The sequence below is a fragment of the Citrobacter sp. RHB21-C05 genome, assembly GCF_013889015.1.
GTDB lineage: Bacteria > Pseudomonadota > Gammaproteobacteria > Enterobacterales > Enterobacteriaceae > Citrobacter_A > Citrobacter_A sedlakii.
The window spans coordinates 2,764,674-2,785,511 of sequence record NZ_CP057611.1; the positions used below are offsets into that span (position 1 = coordinate 2,764,674).

Here is a 20,838-nt window from a genome sequence, read left to right on the forward strand (position 1 = left end):
GGAGAAGGCAACTATGCGCGTCATCACTCTGGCGGGAAGCCCACGCTTCCCCTCTCGCTCCAGTGCATTACTGGAATACGCCCGTGAAAAGCTCAACGCGCTGGACGTGGAGGTTTGGCACTGGAATCTGCACAACTTCGAACCGGCAGATCTGTTATATGCGCGCTTCGACAGCCCGGCGTTGCACATCCTGACGGAACAGCTTAAGCAAGCGGATGGCCTGATCGTCGCCACACCGGTCTATAAAGCAGCCTATTCCGGCGCCCTGAAAACACTGCTTGATATGCTTCCGGAGCGGGCGCTGGAAGGCAAAGTGGTGTTACCTGTGGCCACGGGGGGTACCGTTGCGCATCTGCTTGCCGTTGACTATGCGCTAAAGCCGGTGCTTAGCGCCCTCAAGGCGCAAGAAATCCTGCACGGGGTCTTTGCCGACGATACCCAGATCATTGAGTATCAACATGCCCCCCGCTTCACCCCCAATTTACAGTTGCGGCTCGACGACGCGCTGGAAACCTTCTGGCAAGCACTGCATCGCCGCGAGGTTCCCGCCCCAGCCTTCACGGTTCAGCGAGGCGCGGCTCATGCTTAATTTATTAAAACAACCTTTACTGGCATTCGGCGGCCTGCTGGCGCTTTCAGCCGCAACCTTCGCTGCGCCTTCGTCACCAGACGCGCTACGCATTGGTTATCAGAAAGGCAGCATCAGTATGGTTCTTGCCAAAAGCCATCAACTTCTGGAAAAGCGCTATCCGCAGACCCGTATTTCCTGGGTCGAATTCCCGGCCGGACCGCAGATGCTTGAAGCCCTTAACGTGGGCAGTATCGATCTGGGCAGCACCGGCGATATTCCGCCGATTTTCGCTCAGGCCGCCGGCGCGGATCTGGTCTATGTCGGCGTTGAACCGGCGAAACCGAAAGCGGAAGTGATACTGGTGCCGGAATCCAGCCCCATCCGGACGGTGGCGGAGCTGAAAGGGCATAAAGTGGCGCTTCAGAAAGGTTCCAGCTCGCACAACCTGCTGTTACGCGCACTCCAGCAAGCTGGATTGAAATTTACCGATATCCAGCCAACGTGGCTAACACCTGCCGACGCCCGCGCCGCTTTTCAGCAGGGTAACGTAGATGCATGGGCGATTTGGGATCCTTACTATTCTGCGGCGCTGTTGCAGGGTGGCGCGCGCGTGCTTAAGGACGGTAGCGACCTGAAACAAACCGGTTCGTTCTATCTCGCCTCACGTCCCTACGCAGAGAAGAACGGCGTGTTTATTCAGGGCGTGCTGGACACCTTTAGCCAGGCCGACGCGCTGACGATTTCGCAACGCCCGGAAAGCATTACCTTGCTGGCGAAAACCATGGGATTACCGGAACCGGTGATCGCCGCCTATCTCGATCATCGCCCGCCGACCACCATTTCCCCGGTCAGCGCTGCCGTTGCGGCGCTGCAACAACAAACGGCAGACCTGTTTTACGACAACCGTCTGGTGCCAAAAAAGATTGATATTCGCCAGCGCATCTGGCAACCCACTCAACAGGAAGGAAAACAGCTATGAGCCTGAATATGTTCTGGTTTTTACCGACTCACGGTGACGGCCACTTTCTGGGAACGGATCAGGGTTCTCGTCCGGTGGATCACGGTTATCTCCAGCAGATCGCGCAGACGGCCGATCGTCTGGGATTCACTGGCGTACTGATCCCGACCGGGCGTTCCTGTGAAGATGCCTGGCTGGTCGCCGCCTCGATGATCCCGGTCACCCAGCGTCTTAAGTTCCTGGTGGCATTACGGCCAAGCGTCACGTCGCCCACGGTGGCGGCACGCCAGGCGGCGACGCTTGACCGGCTCTCTAACGGTCGGGCGCTGTTCAACCTGGTGACCGGTAGCGATCCACAGGAACTGGCGGGCGATGGGGTCTTTCTCGATCACACCGAGCGCTATGAAGCCTCCGCCGAGTTCACCCAGGTCTGGCGACGGTTATTGCAGGGTGAAACGGTTGATTTTAACGGCAAGCATATTCATGTAAACGGCGCGAAACTGTTTTTCCCGCCGGTTCAGCAGCCGTATCCACCGCTCTATTTTGGCGGTTCCTCCGAGGTTGCGCAGGAACTTGCTGCGGAACAGGTCGATCTGTATCTGACCTGGGGTGAACCGCCCGATCAGGTAAGAGAGAAAATCGCCCAGGTGCGCGCTAAAGCAGCGGCTCGCGGTCGCACCTTGCGCTTTGGTATTCGTTTGCATGTGATTGTGCGCGAAACCAACGAAGAGGCCTGGCGCGCGGCGGACCGGCTGATCGCGCATCTCGATGACGAAACCATCGCGAAAGCGCAGGCCGCTTTCGCCAGGACGGACTCCGTGGGGCAGCAACGGATGGCGTCACTGCATAACGGCAAACGCGATAATCTGGAAATCAGCCCTAACCTGTGGGCAGGCGTGGGGCTGGTGCGTGGCGGCGCAGGCACAGCGCTGGTGGGAGACGGCCCAACGGTGGCGGCGCGTATTCAGGAATATGCCGCGCTGGGTATCGACAGTTTTGTGTTATCTGGCTATCCGCATCTGGAAGAGGCCTGGAAGGTCGGCGAACTACTCTTCCCGCACCTTGACGTTGCTATACCGGACGTTCCGCAGCCGCAGCATCTGCATTTGCAGGGAGAAGCCGTGGCGAATGACTTCATTCCGCGTAAAGCCGCCCAAAGCTAAGGAGGATGAACATGGCTACGCCCCTTGAAAAAAGATTGTTGCACGCTGCCCCCTGGTTTTTGCCGGTGGGTATTGTGGCGGTCTGGCAACTTGCTTCCTCCCTGGGCTGGCTTTCCGGTCGCATTTTACCGTCGCCGGAAGGGGTGATCGCCGCGTTCTGGACGCTTTCCGCCAGTGGTGAGCTTTGGCAGCATCTGGCGATCAGCGCCTGGCGCGCGCTGATCGGCTTTTCGATCGGCGGTTCGCTCGGCCTGGCGCTGGGCCTGGTCAGCGGCCTGTCGCACTGGGGAGAACGCCTGCTGGATACGTCCATTCAGATGTTGCGCAACGTACCGCATCTGGCGCTAATTCCACTCGTCATCCTGTGGTTTGGCATTGACGAAACCGCGAAGATCTTTCTGGTGGCGCTGGGTACGCTGTTTCCGATTTACATCAACACCTGGCATGGGATCCGCAATATCGATCGCGGACTGGTGGAGATGGCGCGCAGTTATGGGCTTTCCGGTTTGTCGCTGTTTTTGCATGTGATTTTACCCGGCGCCCTGCCCTCGATCATGGTTGGGGTTCGTTTTTCACTTGGACTAATGTGGCTGACGCTCATCGTAGCAGAGACTATCTCGGCCAATTCCGGTATCGGCTACCTGGCAATGAACGCCCGGGAATTTCTGCAAACGGATATCGTCGTCGTCGCCATTATTCTTTACGCCCTGCTCGGCAAGCTCGCCGATGTCAGCGCGCAACTGCTGGAGCGCCTCTGGCTGCGCTGGCATCCCGCTTATCAATTGAAAAAGGCCGCTGTATGAATACCGCCCGACTGAACCAGGGTACGCCGCTCCTGCTGAATGCGGTGACAAAGCGATATGCGCGAAACACGGTGCTGAACGGGTTGGATCTGCATATTCCGGCCGGTCAGTTTGTCGCGGTGGTCGGACGTAGCGGTGGCGGTAAAAGCACGCTGCTGCGCTTGCTCGCCGGGCTGGAGGCGCCCACCGACGGCGCGTTACTGGCAGGTACTACGCCGCTGACGGAGATGCAGGGGGACATCCGCATGATGTTTCAGGATGCGCGCCTGTTGCCGTGGAAGTCGGTGATGGATAATGTCGGTCTGGGACTGAAAAGCGGCTGGCGGAACGCCGCACGTCAGGCGCTGTCTGCAGTAGGGCTGGAAAACCGGGCGGAGGAATGGCCCGCAGCGCTTTCCGGTGGACAAAAGCAGCGAGTGGCGCTGGCACGCGCGCTTATCCATCGTCCCGGGTTGCTGTTACTTGACGAGCCGCTCGGGGCGCTGGATGCGCTGACCCGACTGGAGATGCAGGATCTTATCGTATCACTGTGGCAGGAACATGGCTTCACGGTGCTGCTGGTGACCCACGACGTCAGCGAGGCTGTGGCAATGGCCGATCGCGTACTGCTGATCGAAGCGGGCAAGATCGGGTTGGATCTTACGGTGGATATTGCGCGACCACGTCGTCGGGGGTCCGTGCGTTTAGCGGAGCTGGAAACGGAGGTGCTGCAACGGGTGATGCAGCGAGGCGAAACGACGCAACCGGTGCGTCGGCATGGCTGATTAACCGCATGCTGTCGCCTGGTCAAATCAGCGCCACCCGGTAAATTACCCGGTGGCGCTGATTATTTATCGCCCCAAGAAACGGCAGGTCGACGCATCAGGCAAGCGCTTTCGCGATCTTCTCGAACAGATCGCCGGACAGATTCTCCAGCCCTTTTAACTGTTCAAGCGCGGCGCGCATTTTTTCCTGGCGCGGCAGGTCATAACGCTTCAGACGAATCAGCGGTTCTATCAGCCGCGACGCCACCTGCGGGTTACGGCTGTTCAGCTCGGTTAACATGTCAACCAGGAACTGGTAGCCACTGCCGTCCTCGGCGTGGAAAGCCGCCGGATTACTGCCTGCGAAGGCGCCAATCAGCGAACGCACGCGGTTCGGGTTGCTCATACTGAACGAACGGTGCTTCAGCAAGCCGCGCACCGTTTCCAGCACATTTTCCGCAGGGCTGGTGGATTGCAGGATAAACCATTTATCCATCACCAGACCATCCTGATGCCACTTATCATCATACTCCTGCATCAGCGCGTCGCGGCACGGTAGCTGTGCGGCCACTGCCGCAGAGAGCGCGGCCAGCGCATCGGTCATATTGTTGGCTGTATGGTATTGCTTGCTCACCAGCGTATCGGCAAGCTGCGTTTCGCCAAAGGCGAGGAAACGCAGGCAGGTATTGCGCAAGGTGCGCTTACCGATATCCCCGTGCTCCACACGATACGTGTCCAGATGATTCGCGTTATAGATCGCGAGGAATTCATCCGCCAGTTCTGTCGCCAGCGTCCGGGTCAGGGCTTCGCGTACCTGGGCAATCGCCAGCGGGTCGATAATCTCAAACAGTTCAGCCATTTCATTTGCAGAAGGCAGCGTCAAAATTTCCGCCGCCAGCGCCGGATCAATCGTCTCATCCAGCAGCACCGCGCGGAAAGCGTCGGCAACATGCACCGGCAGCGAGAGCGGTTGCCCCTGCTGAACGCGCGCGACGTTCAGCTTGATCCAGGTCGCCAGCAGGCTCTGCGCCGCATCCCAGCGCGAAAAGTCGTTACGCGCGTGACGCATCAGGAAGGTCAGCTGCTGATCGCTCCATTTATATTCCAGTTTCACTGGCGCGGAAAACTCGCACAGCAGCGCCGGAACGGGCTGGAAATAGACGTTATCAAAAACAAACGTTTGTTCCGCCTGCGTGACGTTGAGCACCGGATTCACCGGATGGCCCCCCTTGCGCAGCGGGATCACCTTACCTTCGTTGTCATACAATTCAATGGCAAACGGGATGTGCAGCGGCAGTTTTTCCGCCTGATCCGGCGTGGGTGGCGTGCGCTGGCTGATGGTCAGCGTGTACTGTTCGGTTTCCGGATTGTAGTCATCTTTAACCGTCACAATCGGGGTGCCGGACTGGCTGTACCAGCGACGGAAATGGGAGAGATCGATATTGGACGCGTCCTCCATCGCCTGGACAAAGTCGTCGCAGGTAGCGGCGCTGCCGTCATGACGCTCAAAATAGAGCTGCATTCCCTTCTGGAAGTTTTCTTCTCCCAGCAGCGTGTGGATCATACGGATCACTTCCGCCCCCTTTTCATAAACCGTCAGGGTATAGAAGTTATTCATCTCGATGACTTTGTCCGGGCGGATGGGGTGCGCCATCGGACTGGCGTCCTCCGCAAACTGTAACCCACGCATCGTACGCACGTTACTAATGCGATTTACCGCGCGGGAACCGAGATCGGAGCTGAACTCCTGGTCGCGGAACACGGTTAAGCCTTCTTTCAGGCTCAACTGGAACCAGTCGCGGCAGGTGACGCGGTTACCGGTCCAGTTGTGGAAATATTCATGACCGATCACCCGTTCAATATCGAGGTAGTCTTTGTCGGTGGCGGTGTCGGTTCGCGCCAGAACGTATTTGGAGTTAAAAATGTTGAGGCCTTTGTTCTCCATCGCGCCCATATTAAAGAAGTCGACAGCGACAATCATATAAATGTCGAGATCGTATTCCAGACCAAAGCGCTCTTCGTCCCACTTCATGGAGTTTTGCAGCGAAGTCATCGCCCATGGCGCGCGGTCCAGATTGCCACGGTCAACGTACAATTCCAGCGCCACTTCCCGGCCTGAACGGGTGGTAAACGTATCGCGCAGCACGTCGAAATCGCCAGCCACCAGCGCAAACAGGTAGCACGGTTTCGGGAACGGATCCTGCCACTGAACCCAGTGGCGACCGTTATCCAGGTCGCCCTCTGCAACGCGGTTGCCGTTAGACAGCAGGAACGGATATTTGGCTTTATCGGCGATAATTTTGGTGGTAAAGCGCGCCAGCACGTCTGGTCTGTCGAGATACCAGGTGATATGGCGAAAGCCTTCCGCTTCGCACTGGGTACACAGCGCGTCGCCGGACTGGTACAGCCCTTCCAGCGCGGTATTTGCCGCGGGGCTGATCGCATTAACAATGCGCAGGGTAAAACGCTCGGGCAAATTGCTGAGGACCAGTTGGCCCTCGTCTTCTTTATAGTCCGTCCACGGTTCATCGTTAACATGGACGGAGATCAGCGTCAGCGCTTCGCCATCGAGTTTAAGCGGGGCATCGGATGCGCCATGACGAACAGCCTGGCTCACTGCCGTGACCAGGGTTTTTTCAGCATCCAGGTCAAAGGTCAAGTCAATATCAGTAATCTGGTAATCCGGCGCACGGTAGTCGTGGCGGTATTTGGCTTGTGGCTGTTGTGTCATAAAAAAACCTTTCGCATCTTTTATAGAGTCTCGACTCCAGTCTATTCCTGTTGCGCAAATCGCGCTACGCAGAATGTTCATCTTTTCAGGCACAAAGCCTCTTGTTGCTACATTTTTATAACACGAGGCACGAAATGCACTCGACCCGAAAGTCAGCTTATGGTGTGATCGGGGTTCAATAAATCGCTAAACAAGGTATACTCCAGCGGTTTTCTTAGTTGTTTATTGTACTAAACGCTCCCGTGAGAGGATGCTACTGCGCACCTATGACACAATTCGCTTCTTCTGTTCTGCACTCGTTGCTGGATACAGACGCTTATAAGTTGCATATGCAGCAAGCCGTATATCACCACTACTATGATGTGCAGGTAGCGGCGGAATTTCGTTGCCGTGGCGACGATCTGCTGGGTATTTATGCTGACGCCATTCGCGAGCAGGTCAACGCCATGCAGCATCTTCGCCTTCAGGAAGATGAGCATCAGTGGCTCTCTGGACTGCCTTTCTTCAAAGCGGATTACCTGAACTGGTTGCGCGATTTTCGCTATAACCCGGAGCAGGTCTCGGTCAGCAATGATAACGGTAAGCTCAATATCCGCTTAACCGGCCCGTGGCGTGAAGTCATCATGTGGGAAGTTCCCCTGCTGGCGGTGATAAGCGAGCTGGTGCATCGTTATCGTTCTCCGGAAGCGGGCGTCTCTCAGGCGCTTGATACGCTCGAAAGTAAACTTGTCGATTTCTCTGCGTTAACCGCCGATCTCGATATGTCTCACTTCCACCTGATGGATTTCGGCACCCGCCGCCGTTTTTCCCGCGAAGTGCAGCAGGCCATTGTCCAGCGCCTGCAGCAGGAGCCGTGGTTTGTCGGCACCAGCAACTACGATCTCGCTCGTCGTCTCTCCCTGACGCCGATGGGAACCCAGGCCCACGAATGGTTTCAGGCGCATCAGCAAATCAGCCCGGAACTGGCGACCAGTCAGCGTGCGGCGCTTGCAGCGTGGTTGCATGAATACCCTGACCAGTTGGGGATCGCCCTGACCGACTGTATTACCATGGATGCGTTCTTGCGCGACTTCGGCGTCGAGTTCGCCAGTCGTTATCAGGGATTGCGGCATGACTCCGGCGACCCGGTGGAATGGGGTGAGAAAGCTATCGCCCACTATGAAAAACTGGGCATCGACCCGCAGAGTAAAACCCTGGTCTTTTCCGATAATCTCGATCTGCGCAAAGCGGTCGATCTGTATCGCCACTTCTCTTCACGGGTACGGCTGAGCTTCGGCATCGGTACGCGCCTGACCTGCGATATTCCGCAGGTGAAGCCGTTGAACATTGTTATCAAGCTGGTGGAGTGTAACGGCAAGCCCGTTGCCAAGCTGTCCGACAGCCCAGGCAAAACCATTTGTCACGACAAAGCGTTTGTTCGCGCGTTGCGCAAAGCCTTCGATTTACCGCATATCAAAAAAGCCAGTTAACAGCTTAAGGGAGCCGCTACGGCTCCCTTTTCACGTTTATTTCCGAAATCTTCTTCTTTGCTAACGAATTCTGCTTGTCTGATGGCAGATGCCAGGTAACATAGGTATTCCCCCGTTTCGGGGACGTGTTTTTATATTGGACTACTAACAGAGAGAATATTATGAGCGTTGTGCCTGTAGCCGACGTACTCCAGGGCCGCGTAGACGTTGACAGCGAAGTCACCGTGCGCGGATGGGTACGTACCCGCCGAGATTCAAAAGCTGGCATCTCCTTCCTCGCCGTTTATGACGGTTCCTGCTTTGATCCTGTACAGGCCGTCATTAATCATTCTCTGCCCAATTACAATGAAGAAGTGCTGCGTCTGACCACCGGTTGCTCGGTTATCGTTACGGGTAAGGTAGTGGCCTCACCGGGACAAGGGCAAAGTTTCGAGATTCAGGCGACGAACGTGGAAGTCACCGGTTGGGTGGAAGATCCGGACACTTACCCGATGGCGGCGAAACGCCACAGCATTGAATACCTGCGTGAAGTGGCGCATCTGCGTCCGCGCACCAACATGATTGGCGCGGTCGCCCGCGTTCGCCATACCCTGGCGCAGGCGCTGCATCGTTTCTTCGACGAACAGGGCTTCTTCTGGGTGTCCACTCCCCTTATTACCGCGTCCGATACCGAAGGCGCGGGCGAAATGTTCCGTGTGTCGACGCTGGATCTGGAAAACCTGCCGCGTAACGAGCAAGGTAAAGTCGATTTCGATAAAGACTTCTTTGGTAAAGAGTCATTCCTGACCGTATCCGGCCAGTTGAACGGCGAAACTTACGCCTGCGCACTGTCGAAGATCTACACCTTCGGCCCGACCTTCCGTGCCGAAAATTCCAACACCAGCCGTCACCTGGCTGAGTTCTGGATGCTGGAGCCGGAAGTCGCGTTTGCTAACCTGAACGACGTCGCCGGACTGGCGGAAGCCATGCTGAAATATGCCTTCAATGCAGTGCTGACTGAACGTGCGGACGACATGAAGTTCTTCGCGGAGCGCGTAGACAAAGAAGCGATTTCACGTCTGGAACGCTTCATTGAAGCTGACTTCGCCCAGGTGGACTACACCGATGCGGTCACGATCCTGGAAAACTGCGGTAAGAAATTTGAGAACCCGGTGTACTGGGGCGTCGATCTCTCCTCAGAGCATGAGCGTTATCTGGCGGAAGAGCACTTTAAAGCACCGGTCGTGGTGAAAAACTATCCGAAGGACATTAAAGCGTTCTATATGCGCCTTAACGACGACGGGAAAACCGTTGCCGCAATGGATGTTCTGGCGCCGGGCATTGGCGAGATTATCGGTGGCTCCCAGCGTGAAGAACGTCTGGATGTGCTGGATGCCCGAATGCTGGAAATGGGCCTGAATAAAGAAGATTACTGGTGGTATCGCGATCTGCGTCGCTACGGTACGGTTCCGCATTCTGGCTTTGGCCTCGGCTTCGAACGTCTGATCGCCTACGTCACCGGCGTGCAGAACGTACGTGACGTGATCCCGTTCCCGCGTACACCGCGCAACGCGAGTTTCTAATCTCCACGTCAAAAGGCCAGCGCTGCTGGCCTTTTTATGATATCAACTGTCAATTTCTGTGAATAATTTGGCAGCAATGTAAAGATCAACCGCCTTCCCCTTCCGTCCTGTTACGTCATATTTCAGCGTCATATTTCGTACAAACCAAAATCCCTAATATCACTACGGATTAGTTTATTCTCATCCATTAGTACTTTTTTTAAACAATTTCACAGCATTCCAGACGGCTACAACACGGCATACGCGAAAACAAAGGTGCCGATTTTCTGTTCGATTTTTTACACTTATCTGAATTAAAGATAAGAAAATCATATATATAGATATGACTGCCGATATTTGAAGCGGAAACAGGTTCGAAACTTGATATCGTTCACAAAGTTCCAAAAATGAAACATATAGTTACATATTTTTTCTTTTTGAAACCAAATCTTTATCTTTGTAGCACTTTGACGGTAGCGGAACGCTGGTTTGAATGGAAAGATGCCTGTCAGACACATAAAGACACCAAACTCTCATCAATAGTTCCGTAAATTTTTATTTACAGAAATTATTGGCGGCAGTGGCAGGTGTCATAAAAAAACCAATGAGGGTAATAAATAATGATGAAGCGCAATATTCTGGCAGTGGTGATCCCTGCCCTGCTGGCTGCCGGTGCGGCAAACGCTGCAGAAGTCTATAACAAAGACGGCAACAAACTGGATCTGTACGGTAAAGCGGTAGGTCTGCATTATTTTTCTAAAGGCAACGGTGAGAACAGCTACGGTGGCGATGGCGACCAGACCTATGCCCGTCTTGGTTTCAAAGGGGAAACACAGATTAATGACCAACTGACCGGTTACGGTCAGTGGGAGTATCAATTCCAGGGTAACAACTCTGAAGGGGGTTCTGACGCGCAGAGCGGCAACAAAACCCGTCTGGCGTTCGCGGGTCTGAAATTCGGCGACGCGGGCTCCTTCGACTACGGTCGTAACTACGGTATCGTTTACGATGCGCTGGGCTACACCGATATGCTGCCTGAATTTGGCGGCGATACCGCCTACACCGATAACTTCTTTGTGGGTCGCGTGGGCGGCGTTGCGACTTACCGTAACTCCAACTTCTTTGGTCTGGTTGAAGGCCTGAACTTCGGCGTTCAGTACCTGGGCAAAAATGAGCGCGCAAGCAGCTATGAGGTTGACGGCGATGACAACAACTTCAGCGACGTGCGTCGTTCTAACGGCGACGGCTGGGGTGGCTCTCTGAGCTATGAGTTCGAAGGCTTCGGCATCGTCGGTGCTTACGGCTCCGCCGATCGTACCAATGCGCAGACTAACCCGGCTCTGCGTGGCCAGGGTGATAAAGCTGAGCAGTGGGCAACCGGTCTGAAATATGATGCGAACAACCTCTATCTGGCGGCAAACTACGGTGAAACCCGTAACGCAACGCCAATTAGCGGCGGTTTTGCTAACAAAACCCAGGACATCCTGTTAGTCGCGCAGTACCAGTTCGACTTTGGTCTGCGTCCGTCCATCGCCTACACCAAATCTAAAGCGAAAGACGTAGAAGGTATTGGTAATGAAGATCTGGTGAACTACGTGGAAGTTGGCGCCACTTACTACTTCAACAAAAACATGTCCACCTACGTTGACTACATCATCAACCAGATTGATTCTGACAACAAACTGGGCGTAGGCTCCGACAACACCGTCGCAGTCGGTATTGTTTACCAGTTCTAATAGCAGACCCCTTTGTTAAATGCCTCAAAAACAGGACTTCGGTCCTGTTTTTTTATGCCTGTCAGCGGAATCTCGCGACTTCACAAAACCTTGAGAGTTTTCACGTCTAACGGTTGGCATTTTGTAAATCTCCCGTTAACCTGATAGCGGAATTCCCTTCTGTAACCACAATGGAACCTCGTCATGTTTGAGAACATTACCGCCGCCCCTGCCGACCCTATTCTGGGCCTGGCCGATCTGTTTCGTGCTGATGACCGCCCTGGGAAAATTAACCTCGGGATCGGTGTCTATAAAGATGAAACTGGCAAAACGCCGGTGCTGACCAGCGTTAAAAAAGCCGAGCAGTATTTACTCGAAAATGAAACAACAAAAAACTACCTCGGCATTGACGGTATTCCGGAATTTGGCCGTTGCACCCAGGAGCTGCTGTTCGGGAAAGGCAGCGCGCTGATTAACGACAAGCGCGCACGCACGGCGCAAACACCAGGCGGCACCGGGGCGCTACGCGTCGCGGCAGACTTCCTGGCGAAAAACACGGCGGTAAAACGCGTATGGGTGAGCAACCCGAGCTGGCCGAACCATAAGAGCGTCTTTGGCTCTGCGGGTCTGGAAGTCCGTGAGTATACGTATTACGACGCAGAAAACCATGCGCTCGACTTCGACGCGCTGCTGAACAGCCTCAGCGAAGCCCAGGCAGGCGATGTGGTACTGTTCCACGGCTGCTGCCACAACCCAACCGGCATTGATCCGACGCTTGAGCAGTGGCAAACGCTGGCTCAGCTTTCTGTCGATAAAGGCTGGCTGCCGCTGTTTGACTTCGCATACCAGGGATTTGCCCGTGGTCTGGAAGAGGACGCTGAAGGGCTGCGCGCTTTCGCCGCGCTGCATAAGGAGCTGATTGTTGCCAGCTCCTACTCAAAAAACTTTGGTCTGTACAACGAACGCGTGGGCGCCTGTACGTTGGTCGCCGCCGATGCGGAAACCGTTGATCGCGCGTTCAGCCAGATGAAGTCTGTCATTCGCGCCAACTACTCTAACCCGCCAGCCCACGGCGCTTCCGTTGTCGCCACCATTCTGAGCAACGACGCGCTGCGCGCGATTTGGGAGCAAGAACTGACCGACATGCGTCAGCGCATTCAGCGCATGCGTCTGCTGTTCGTGAATACCCTGCAGGAAAAAGGGGCAAACCGAGATTTCAGCTTCATTATTAAGCAGAACGGCATGTTCTCCTTCAGCGGCCTGACCAAGGAACAGGTGCTGCGTCTGCGCGAGGAGTTCGGTGTTTACGCCGTCGCCTCCGGTCGGGTTAACGTTGCCGGAATGACGCCAGACAACATGGCGCCGCTGTGCGAAGCCATCGTCGCGGTTCTGTAAGCGACCCGGAAAACAAAAAGCCCGCTGAAACAGCGGGCTTTTTTACTGGCGCGTGGCACCGGCCTGGAGCCTGGCTACATACCGTTACCAGACAGGCATTTCATCCTGGAGGAAAGGATTATGCAGACGTTCGTACCCCAGCGTCGACAGCGGCCCATGCCCCGGAATAAAGGTCACCTCATCGCCTAACGGCAGCAGCTTACGCTTAATGGAGTCAATTAACTGACTATGGTCACCGCGTGGAAAATCGCTGCGCCCCACCCCGCCTTTGAAAATCACGTCCCCGGATATGAGCAACTGAGATGATTTATCAAAAAAGACGATGTGTCCTGGCGTGTGGCCCGGGCAATGTAACACCTGTAAAGTCACATTCCCTACGCTGACAGTCTCTCCTTCATTCAACCAGCGGTCAGGCGTCAAAGGCTGACACTCGTCGAGGCCGAACATGCGACTCTGGGCAGGCAGTCCCTCAAGCCAGAACTGATCTTCTTTTTCCGGACCGATAATCGGGACGCCGTAGTGCTGCGCCAGCTCTGCCGCCGCTCCCACGTGATCGAGATGTCCGTGAGTGAGCAGGATCTGCATCAGCGTTACGCCGCTGGCGTCTACTTCCTGTTTGATTTTCCCGGCATCGCCACCAGGATCGACCAGCGCTGCCAGACGGGTTTGCTCACACCAGATCAAGGAACAGTTCTGGGAGAACGCGGTGACCGGAATAATACGATAGTTCATACTTCCCCTGTTTCGTTAATCACCAGTGCCGTACGGGCCCGGTGTCGATATGCACAAAGTTACTGCGTGGGTAGTATCCTACACCACCAGCGCGCATAGATAACGCGGCTTTGCGAATATTGCTTAACGAAACGCCTTCAATATGGAAATCCATTGCCTGGCCTTTGGTGTGATAGCTTTTTTTAGCGACTCCACGACTGTGGGCGCGCAATTCATTATTGGTATCGAGCGAACGATAACCGGAAATCAACTGGACGGGTTTACGGGAACCGAGTAGCCCCTGCAGGCGGAAAAGCTGGTCAAACAGTCCTGGATCGATGGACTTCACCTTGTTTGCGCGGTAGTCGCGGAAAAAATGGTTAAGTTTGGCTAATTCATCCTGAATGTAAGCTCTGCCATCAAAAAATTCCGCTTTGATTGACTCACCGGTATGAAGATTATTGAGAGTCAAAATACGCGGACGCGGGGTAGAGAGAGTGGCAAACGCAGGCACGGGCAAGATGGCAGCTCCCAGGGCAGCACCACCTAACGCCAGCAGTTTGCGGCGATTAGCGTCAAAATTGTCCATGGTAATAAGGTCTACAGGTAAAAGGTCATCAACAATATGCTTTAGCGCACGAAGGGCACCTTAACTGGCAAAAAAGCCGCCGTCAAGATGGCCCAAGCCCAGCAGTGGCGGGGCTTCTGGCCGAATAGCCCCGTGACTGCCAAATATTACGACAACAGATTTATCAGAACTTCTTCATTTACCTGATTAATTGTTCCGCTTTTGCCACAATTTGTGCGCTGGATCGCGCTATCTGGTCATAATTGTAAATATCTGTGCGATATTCCGTTCGTCCATCGGCTCCCACGAACGCGGTCAGATAATAAAGATTGACCGGAATCGTCTGGCGAATATTGACGTAGCGGGTATCCCCCTGCTTCAGAGCGTCAGAGATGCGGCTATTATTCCAGCCAGCATCCTGTAGCAACATATTGGCAAGCTCAGAGGCCTTGTTTACGCGCACGCAGCCGGAGCTTAACGCCCGGGAGTCCCGTTTGAACAGATTATGGTTCGGCGTATCATGCAAATAAATAGCATCTGAACTGGGCATGTTAAATTTATACCGTCCCAGCGAGTTATGCGCGCCGGGCGCCTGCTGGAAACGAAACGGCAGATTCGACGGCGTAATGGTGGACCAGTCGACCTGCCACGGGTCAATCGCCTCCCTGCTGTTCCAGCCGCGCATCACCGTATAGCCGTGACGTTCCAGATAGCCCGGGTCATTCCAGACCTTCGGCAGAATGTCTTTTCTCGCCAGCGTCGGCGGGACATTCCACGGCGGGTTGACCACCACATTGTTCAGGGCGCTGCTCATCATCGGCGTTTTACGATCGGGACGCCCTACGATAACCCTCGACGCCAGCACCTGGTTGCCGTTCTGATAATAGACCAACGAGTAGGCCGGGATATTAACCATGATCCCCGTCGACAGGTCAGCCGGAAGTAAGCGCAGACGCTGGATGTTCAATGCCAGCACCCCTGCGCGCTGTGCCGGGGTGACGTTCAGCCAGTCGCGGGTCGCAGGGCCAATCGCCCCGTCCGCGCCCAGTCCCTGCCAGGTCTGGAAGCGTTTGACCGCCGCGACAAGCTCTTTATCATAAGCCGCGCGTACGGCTGGCGCTGGCTTGCTGCGCGGCGCGCTCTGCGGCGAGGACTTCGCGTCGGGTGCGTCAACGGCGACGGCTGACGGACTGACCACTGCCTCTGATGGCGTTTCATCGCCGGGTAGCGCGATCTTCGGTCCTCCTTCCAGCATCCCGGTACGCTGGAGGATTTCGCGCAGCGCCGGAACATCATTACTCCACTGTCCCGGACGCAGCGTCGCTTTCCCGGTCAACTGCGGCCATGGACGGGAATCGCCGACCAACTCCAGCAGCGACGCATGCATCGACGCGTATTGCGGGTGTTGCGGCGCCAGCCCGGCGATAAAAGCAGGCAGTTGACCGTTATCCAGCGCGACCTGCCACTGGTTAATCACCGACAGCGGCGGCGTCGTCATTGCGTACGGCTTGCTGCTGTAGAGCCAGCGATTGCCTTTGACCGGAATATTAGCAATAAAGTGCAGGTACCCCATCATCGCGTCAGACAGAACGACATCGCGCGTTAATCCGCTGACGGACGGATCGGTGAGTAGCGCCACCCAGTGGGTGAACTGTGGCTGGAAGCCCGCGATCGCCACCTCAGCCAGTTGCTGCTGGAAGGCTTTCACCGCATCACGGTTCTCCCACATCGGCCGCATATCACGCGCCGCATACAGCAGTTCCAGTTGATTCATATAAACAGGGGTGTACCCCGCAGGCAACCGGGACTGAAGCTCCGCGCGCGCTTTTTCCGCCGCGCCTTCAGGAAGGGGCTGGAGACCCGCCATCACAGCCGTTGCGGCGGACTGCGCCTGCGGCTGAGCGAGACTTTGTTCATTGGCGACGACAGGACTGCCGCCAGCGATAACCTCAGGCTCATCAGCCTGAACATTGAAGTGTGGAGCGAATGTTACAGCCAGGCACAAACTGAATGCCGAAAGCCGACGACCACCAAACTGATTAAGCAACATCCCTTGCCCCCTGGTTGCTATACGACATGCCCGCACATCCGGGGCTTTTTCCTATTATAGAAAGGCTGACAGGCGTTTACCTAACCTTATGTAAAGGAATTTAAAGATAACTCAGTATGAGAAGGTTGTTAAGTGGGCAGAAAAAAATCCCCGTGTTTTAAGCACGGGGAAATAACGAAAAGGACGCCTTACTCGGTAATGGTTAATGTGGTCTCGACATCATACTTGTAAGACCATTGCGTGCCTTTACTTTTGCCTAAAAGCTGTATCGTGCCGTGATACACCCCCGCAGGCAAAGACGTGTTTGTTGTGGAAGAATACACGAGATTCGCCCAGACAGGTGCGATGGCCTCGTAACACGCTTGCCCATAAGAGTTCAGTTGGAAGACATTACAGGCCGTGGCGCGACGTCCTTGAACGATCACATTCCACGTTTTCCCGTTCTGATCGGTCATTGGCACCGTGAGCGGGCTGGAGCCCTTCGCGTCGGAAATCAGCGAACCTGGCCCTTGTGTATCGCCAGTCGTCACGAATGCCATATCAGGGATGCCTTCAATATGCTGTGAGTCCCAGTTATCGCCTTGTACGGTGGAGCCGACAACCGAGATGTTCCAGTTCCCCCGGTAATCATCAATGAAGGTGACCGCTTTATTGGTTAACTCTGAGTTGCCAATGGTGGCCTTTACCGTGACCTGCCCTACCGTAGAGCCCGACAGTTTAACCGTAGCGATACCTCCGTTATCGGACTGCGTTTCAGTAGCAGAAAGCGAATTCAGCGTCGTGCTCCAGGAAACCGTCGCGGAAGGCAAGGGATTATTATTACCGTCGACCACTTCAGCACGGTAAGTGACTTCGCCCTTCCCGACATAGGCTGAGTCAGCGCTTGGGGTTAATTTTGCCAGCGTTGCCGTCTTCGCATCCGCAGTAAAAGTAACACTATTGCCCGAATGTGCTCCTGAAGGATTAGCGTCTGGCGTTGCAGTAACCGTTACCACGCCTGATTTCACAGAGGTCCCCTCCGTTGTGGCGCTGCCGCTACTGTCAGTTTGACTGCTTTGCGGGGACAGTGTGACGCCGTCCAGGTCAGCACGCCAGTTTACCGATGCCCCCGTTAAGACGTTGCCATTTTCATCCGCAACTGTCGCTGTCCAGCTGATTTTTTCCTGACCATCGGCAACCGCCGTCGCGGTGTTTGCTTTTACATCCGTCACCTGCGCGGTTGCCACATTCCCGATGACCTGGAGTTGTGCCGTCTGGCTGCTGGCGCCCGCCGCTGCGGTCACCTCGATATTCCCCGCCTTCAGGCTTGAGAATTGGGTCTTCGCGATCCCCTGAGCATCCGTCGTTGATGCACTTTCACTAAAGCGGCTGCTCGTTTCACTGCTACTCCAGTTTACGATTACGCCTGTAATTGGGTTCTGGTTGGCATCAATAACCTTCGCTGTTAGCGTCACGTTATCTTTACCCGCAATAATTCCCGACATTTTATCCGCGCTGAGTGACGATACAGTCGCCGTTCCTGGGTCGCCAGTGAACGTTAAATCGCCTAACGTTTTTGTGCTTCCATTGATGCTGGCTTCGACGCTGTAGCGGTCCACCGTGGTCGTTGTCAGCAGCACATCCGCAACCCCATCGGCCTGCGTGGTGGAGCTTGTCGCAGACAACTTACCTGTGGAGGGCGAAACAGCCCATTTTACTTCAGCGGCGGACAGCGGGTTTTCATTTGCATCCACAACCGTTGCGCTAACTTTTATTGCCGCAGTTCCATTGGCTAGCGCACGTTGTTTGTCGCTACTTAACGCCCCAACGCGTGCAGTCGTTGGATCAGCCGTAAAAATCGCGGCTTCAGCCTGGAAAGGCGCGCTCTCACTGGTTTGCGCAGTGACAATCACGCTACCCGCTTTCTTCGAGCTTACAGTCATTGCAGCGACGCCATTCGCATCACTGATCGTCTGATTCTGGCTTAATGTGACATTACTGTTGTCCGCTGACCAGTTAACGGTAATATCGGGTAAAGGAAGACCTTCCGCATTTCTTACCGTCGCTTCATAACGGATAGTGCTGGCACCATCGGCAACTTGTTTTGTGGTGCTTACCGTAATACCGTCAATTTTCTGCGTACTACTATCCGCAACAAAGGTGATGGGATCTGTGGTTTGCGCCTTGCCATTATTAACGCTTGCGCTCACCGTCACTGTTCCCGTCTTCGCTGACCTCAGACTCAATGTTGCCTTACCCTGTACGTCCGACACCGACGTCTTTTCAGTGATTTTTGCGCCGTCCGTTTTATTAACGATCCAGTTAACCGTCACTCCGCCCAGCGGATGATTGGCATTATCCGTCACCTGGGCGGTAATGATGTCGGTATCATTATTGTTTGCCACGACCTGCTTCTTCGCGGCAGAAATAGCGCTGACCTTTGCGCTGGTTATATCTGCGGTGAAACTCAGCGAAGGGGTGCTAATCGCGTTGCCCTGCAGCAACTGAGCTGTCACAACTGTGGTGATCACTGCCGTACTGCTTACCTGAATTTGCGCGGTACCGTTAGCATCTGTCAGCGTAGTGTTCGCGGACAATTTTGCCTGCGGATTATCGGCCGACCAGTCAACAGTCGCGTCTTTCACGACATTACCGTTTTGATCGGTGACATACGCGGTCAGGGTTAGGGGCGTGACGCCGTTCGCCAGGGCGCTGGTTGCGGGGACATCCACAGCGGTGAGTTGCGCAGCGCTTTGCGTAGCCTCTTCAGTCAGCTTCGCGCTGGCCAGCTTCACGTTTCCGTCAATCAACGGTTGAATCGTCAGTGTTTCAGCCTGTGTGCCCGCCGTCACGGTAGCAACGTATACGCCAGCTGACGTCTCGTTAAAGTGACCAATCGTCGCGTTCTTCTCTGCTACCTCACCGCCCACCTGCGCGGTGTTCATTTTCGCAGCGCTTAGCGTAGCCGTCAGTCGTGCCGCCAGTCCGCTCGCATTTTCGCCAGACGTTGTTTTGAGACTGATAGTAACATTGGCCGTTGAAGCGCCATCAGCAGGAATGCTGGCGGGTGAGACCACCGTGGTCGACTGCAGCGTAGTAACATTAATGCCGCTCACGTTGACCTTCATTTCGCTGGCGTCAGAAGCGTTGCCTTTTTTATCCCACGCAATAGCTTTGAGGGTGTAGCTATTGACGCCACTTCCCTGCCAGGCGGGTAAGGTGAAAACAAACTGCTCCGCACTTCCACCGGAACTGATCTTGCCGCCGTTGCTGAGAAATGAAGCCGCCTGCCATTCAATGCGTTCAAGACCATATTTGGTTTTTACTTTCGCTGTCACGGATTGTTTAGTCTGTTCTTCCCCCTGAATCGCCGTGGGTAATGACAGTGAAATGAGTTCCTGTTTGCGGTATTCAAGTACAATATTATTGTTACGGTCGACGAGATCCTGACGGCTTCCCATCAGAGAGCGACGCTGAGCCAGCGCAGAAGGATCGAGCTGATCGCGCAAAGGCACGCCAGGCGACCAGTTTACGCTGAGATTGAGCTGCGTATCGTTTTGGCCGCTTTTGCCCATTTTTTGATTTGCACCGAGGGTAATCAACGGTACAGGAGTATAGTTGAGGCCTAAGGTGACGGCGTAAGGATTTTTCTGTCGATCGTCTTCATCGTCACCGAATAACCCCACGCTGTCGCCATAATATTTTTCATAAATTATATTGGCGCCTAACTGAGGATAAGCAGGCAAATACCCCGTCGCGCGAACATCAAAACCATTCGCCGCGCGCTCGTCATAATCCCGATACTGAGAAGACGCCATCCAGTCACTGAGGCGAAAATAGCCATTAGCGGCAAGTTTGACGTAATCCCAACCTAACTCAGCGCCCACGCCGAGACGTTCGTGATGGTTATCCGAAACTTGCCGATCGTAAAAAAGATTTGTGCCCCACATCCAGTCATCAGAAAAATGGCGATACCCCAGTCCTGTATTGATAACATTTCTGTCATCATGCCGCCTACCGCCTAACTGAGTAAAAAACAGATGTTCTTTTTCGTTATACAACGGAAGCAGGAGATCAAGTTCAGAATCAGAAAGCGTAAAATGTTCATCAGTACTGATATTCACCCGCGCCGTACCAAACTGATTCAACCACTTTTGCACGGCGGAGGAGGCTTCGCCTGTCGCCGTCGAGATAACCGTAGTGCTTAATGCGGTCGCTGCGTCATCACTACTCAGTAACGATCCCGCTTGCACGGCCGCTTGCGCAACACGATTTGCGTCCTGCCCTTCGCGATTATTCGTATCGTTGGCTGATAAAACAGAGGACTTGTCCTGTGCGCTCTCAGCATAACTCGGTGAAAAATAGACCAGGCTTGAGGAGGAAAATAACTGAAGCGCTATTTGCAAACAGGCTAAAGACTTCCTTGTCGATAAATTCATAT

At 54.7% G+C, this 20,838-nt stretch carries 14 protein-coding genes; 9 read left to right on the plus strand and 5 right to left on the minus strand.

Annotated features, from left to right (window positions below):
* The first annotated feature begins 13 nt into the window (after positions 1–13).
* The 5 genes from ssuE to ssuB are packed head-to-tail and all read left to right on the plus strand — an operon-like array spanning position 14 to position 4,259.
* A complete protein-coding gene (gene ssuE / locus HVX72_RS13390; RefSeq protein ID WP_042288049.1) occupies positions 14–589 on the plus strand; it encodes an NADPH-dependent FMN reductase in 576 nt (191 codons plus the stop codon).
* On the plus strand, positions 582–1,550 hold the full coding sequence (locus HVX72_RS13395) for a sulfonate ABC transporter substrate-binding protein (RefSeq protein WP_181821560.1): 969 nt from the start codon (positions 582–584) through the stop codon (positions 1,548–1,550). The genes ssuE and HVX72_RS13395 overlap by 8 nt, the downstream gene beginning before the upstream one ends.
* Positions 1,547–2,692, plus strand: a complete 1,146-nt coding sequence (ssuD, locus tag HVX72_RS13400; RefSeq protein WP_060569548.1) for an FMNH2-dependent alkanesulfonate monooxygenase — start codon at positions 1,547–1,549, stop codon at positions 2,690–2,692. Before HVX72_RS13395 ends, ssuD begins: the two co-directional genes overlap by 4 nt.
* A gap of 11 nt (positions 2,693–2,703) precedes the next feature.
* Positions 2,704–3,495, plus strand: a complete 792-nt coding sequence (ssuC, locus tag HVX72_RS13405; RefSeq protein WP_181821561.1) for an aliphatic sulfonate ABC transporter permease SsuC — start codon at positions 2,704–2,706, stop codon at positions 3,493–3,495.
* The gene (ssuB, locus tag HVX72_RS13410) at positions 3,492–4,259 is read left to right on the plus strand and encodes an aliphatic sulfonates ABC transporter ATP-binding protein (protein WP_042288061.1); all 768 of its coding nucleotides are present in this window, start codon (positions 3,492–3,494) and stop codon (positions 4,257–4,259) included. Before ssuC ends, ssuB begins: the two co-directional genes overlap by 4 nt.
* 97 nt (positions 4,260–4,356) lie before the next feature.
* On the opposite strand, the gene pepN is transcribed toward ssuB, so the two are convergent.
* Positions 4,357–6,969 carry an aminopeptidase N gene (pepN, locus tag HVX72_RS13415; RefSeq protein ID WP_060569545.1) on the minus strand — a complete coding sequence of 871 codons (2,613 nt, stop codon included), beginning with the start codon at positions 6,967–6,969 and terminating at the stop codon, positions 4,357–4,359.
* A gap of 266 nt (positions 6,970–7,235) precedes the next feature.
* Between pepN and pncB the strand changes: the two genes are divergently transcribed.
* From pncB to aspC, 4 genes are all read left to right on the plus strand, one after another.
* Positions 7,236–8,438, plus strand: coding sequence for a nicotinate phosphoribosyltransferase (gene pncB / locus HVX72_RS13420; protein WP_042288068.1), 1,203 nt, complete (start codon positions 7,236–7,238; stop codon positions 8,436–8,438).
* A gap of 161 nt (positions 8,439–8,599) precedes the next feature.
* A complete protein-coding gene (gene asnS, locus HVX72_RS13425) occupies positions 8,600–10,000 on the plus strand; it encodes an asparagine--tRNA ligase (RefSeq protein WP_042288071.1) in 1,401 nt (466 codons plus the stop codon).
* 599 nt (positions 10,001–10,599) lie between these two features.
* On the plus strand, positions 10,600–11,715 hold the full coding sequence (gene ompF / locus HVX72_RS13430) for a porin OmpF (protein WP_275943312.1): 1,116 nt from the start codon (positions 10,600–10,602) through the stop codon (positions 11,713–11,715).
* 183 nt (positions 11,716–11,898) lie between these two features.
* A complete protein-coding gene (aspC, locus tag HVX72_RS13435) occupies positions 11,899–13,089 on the plus strand; it encodes an aspartate transaminase (protein WP_181821562.1) in 1,191 nt (396 codons plus the stop codon).
* A gap of 84 nt (positions 13,090–13,173) precedes the next feature.
* On the opposite strand, the gene HVX72_RS13440 is transcribed toward aspC, so the two are convergent.
* From HVX72_RS13440 to HVX72_RS13455, 4 genes are all read right to left on the minus strand, one after another.
* Entirely contained in the window at positions 13,174–13,821 is a 648-nt protein-coding gene (locus tag HVX72_RS13440) for an MBL fold metallo-hydrolase (RefSeq protein WP_060569543.1), read from the minus strand.
* Between the two features lie 19 nt (positions 13,822–13,840).
* Positions 13,841–14,389 (minus strand): YcbK family protein, encoded by a 549-nt coding sequence (locus HVX72_RS13445; RefSeq protein WP_042288084.1) that lies wholly within the window; start codon positions 14,387–14,389, stop codon positions 13,841–13,843.
* A gap of 178 nt (positions 14,390–14,567) precedes the next feature.
* On the minus strand, positions 14,568–16,418 hold the full coding sequence (gene ldtD / locus HVX72_RS13450; protein ID WP_181821563.1) for a L,D-transpeptidase: 1,851 nt from the start codon (positions 16,416–16,418) through the stop codon (positions 14,568–14,570).
* 188 nt (positions 16,419–16,606) lie between these two features.
* Positions 16,607–20,836, minus strand: coding sequence for an inverse autotransporter beta domain-containing protein (locus tag HVX72_RS13455; RefSeq protein ID WP_181821564.1), 4,230 nt, complete (start codon positions 20,834–20,836; stop codon positions 16,607–16,609).
* Positions 20,837–20,838 lie beyond the last annotated feature (2 nt).

Bases quoted from the DNA above. Each gene is read 5' to 3' on its own strand.
- ssuE (WP_042288049.1), top strand. From the start codon at position 14: ATGCGCGTCATCACTCTGGCGGGAAGCCCACGCTTCCCCTCTCGCTCC.
- HVX72_RS13395 (WP_181821560.1), top strand. From the start codon at position 582: ATGCTTAATTTATTAAAACAACCTTTACTGGCATTCGGCGGCCTGCTG.
- ssuD (WP_060569548.1), top strand. From the start codon at position 1,547: ATGAGCCTGAATATGTTCTGGTTTTTACCGACTCACGGTGACGGCCAC.
- ssuC (WP_181821561.1), top strand. From the start codon at position 2,704: ATGGCTACGCCCCTTGAAAAAAGATTGTTGCACGCTGCCCCCTGGTTT.
- ssuB (WP_042288061.1), top strand. From the start codon at position 3,492: ATGAATACCGCCCGACTGAACCAGGGTACGCCGCTCCTGCTGAATGCG.
- pepN (WP_060569545.1), bottom strand. From the start codon at position 6,969: ATGACACAACAGCCACAAGCCAAATACCGCCACGACTACCGTGCGCCG.
- pncB (WP_042288068.1), top strand. From the start codon at position 7,236: ATGACACAATTCGCTTCTTCTGTTCTGCACTCGTTGCTGGATACAGAC.
- asnS (WP_042288071.1), top strand. From the start codon at position 8,600: ATGAGCGTTGTGCCTGTAGCCGACGTACTCCAGGGCCGCGTAGACGTT.
- ompF (WP_275943312.1), top strand. From the start codon at position 10,600: ATGATGAAGCGCAATATTCTGGCAGTGGTGATCCCTGCCCTGCTGGCT.
- aspC (WP_181821562.1), top strand. From the start codon at position 11,899: ATGTTTGAGAACATTACCGCCGCCCCTGCCGACCCTATTCTGGGCCTG.
- HVX72_RS13440 (WP_060569543.1), bottom strand. From the start codon at position 13,821: ATGAACTATCGTATTATTCCGGTCACCGCGTTCTCCCAGAACTGTTCC.
- HVX72_RS13445 (WP_042288084.1), bottom strand. From the start codon at position 14,389: ATGGACAATTTTGACGCTAATCGCCGCAAACTGCTGGCGTTAGGTGGT.
- ldtD (WP_181821563.1), bottom strand. From the start codon at position 16,418: ATGTTGCTTAATCAGTTTGGTGGTCGTCGGCTTTCGGCATTCAGTTTG.
- HVX72_RS13455 (WP_181821564.1), bottom strand. From the start codon at position 20,836: ATGAATTTATCGACAAGGAAGTCTTTAGCCTGTTTGCAAATAGCGCTT.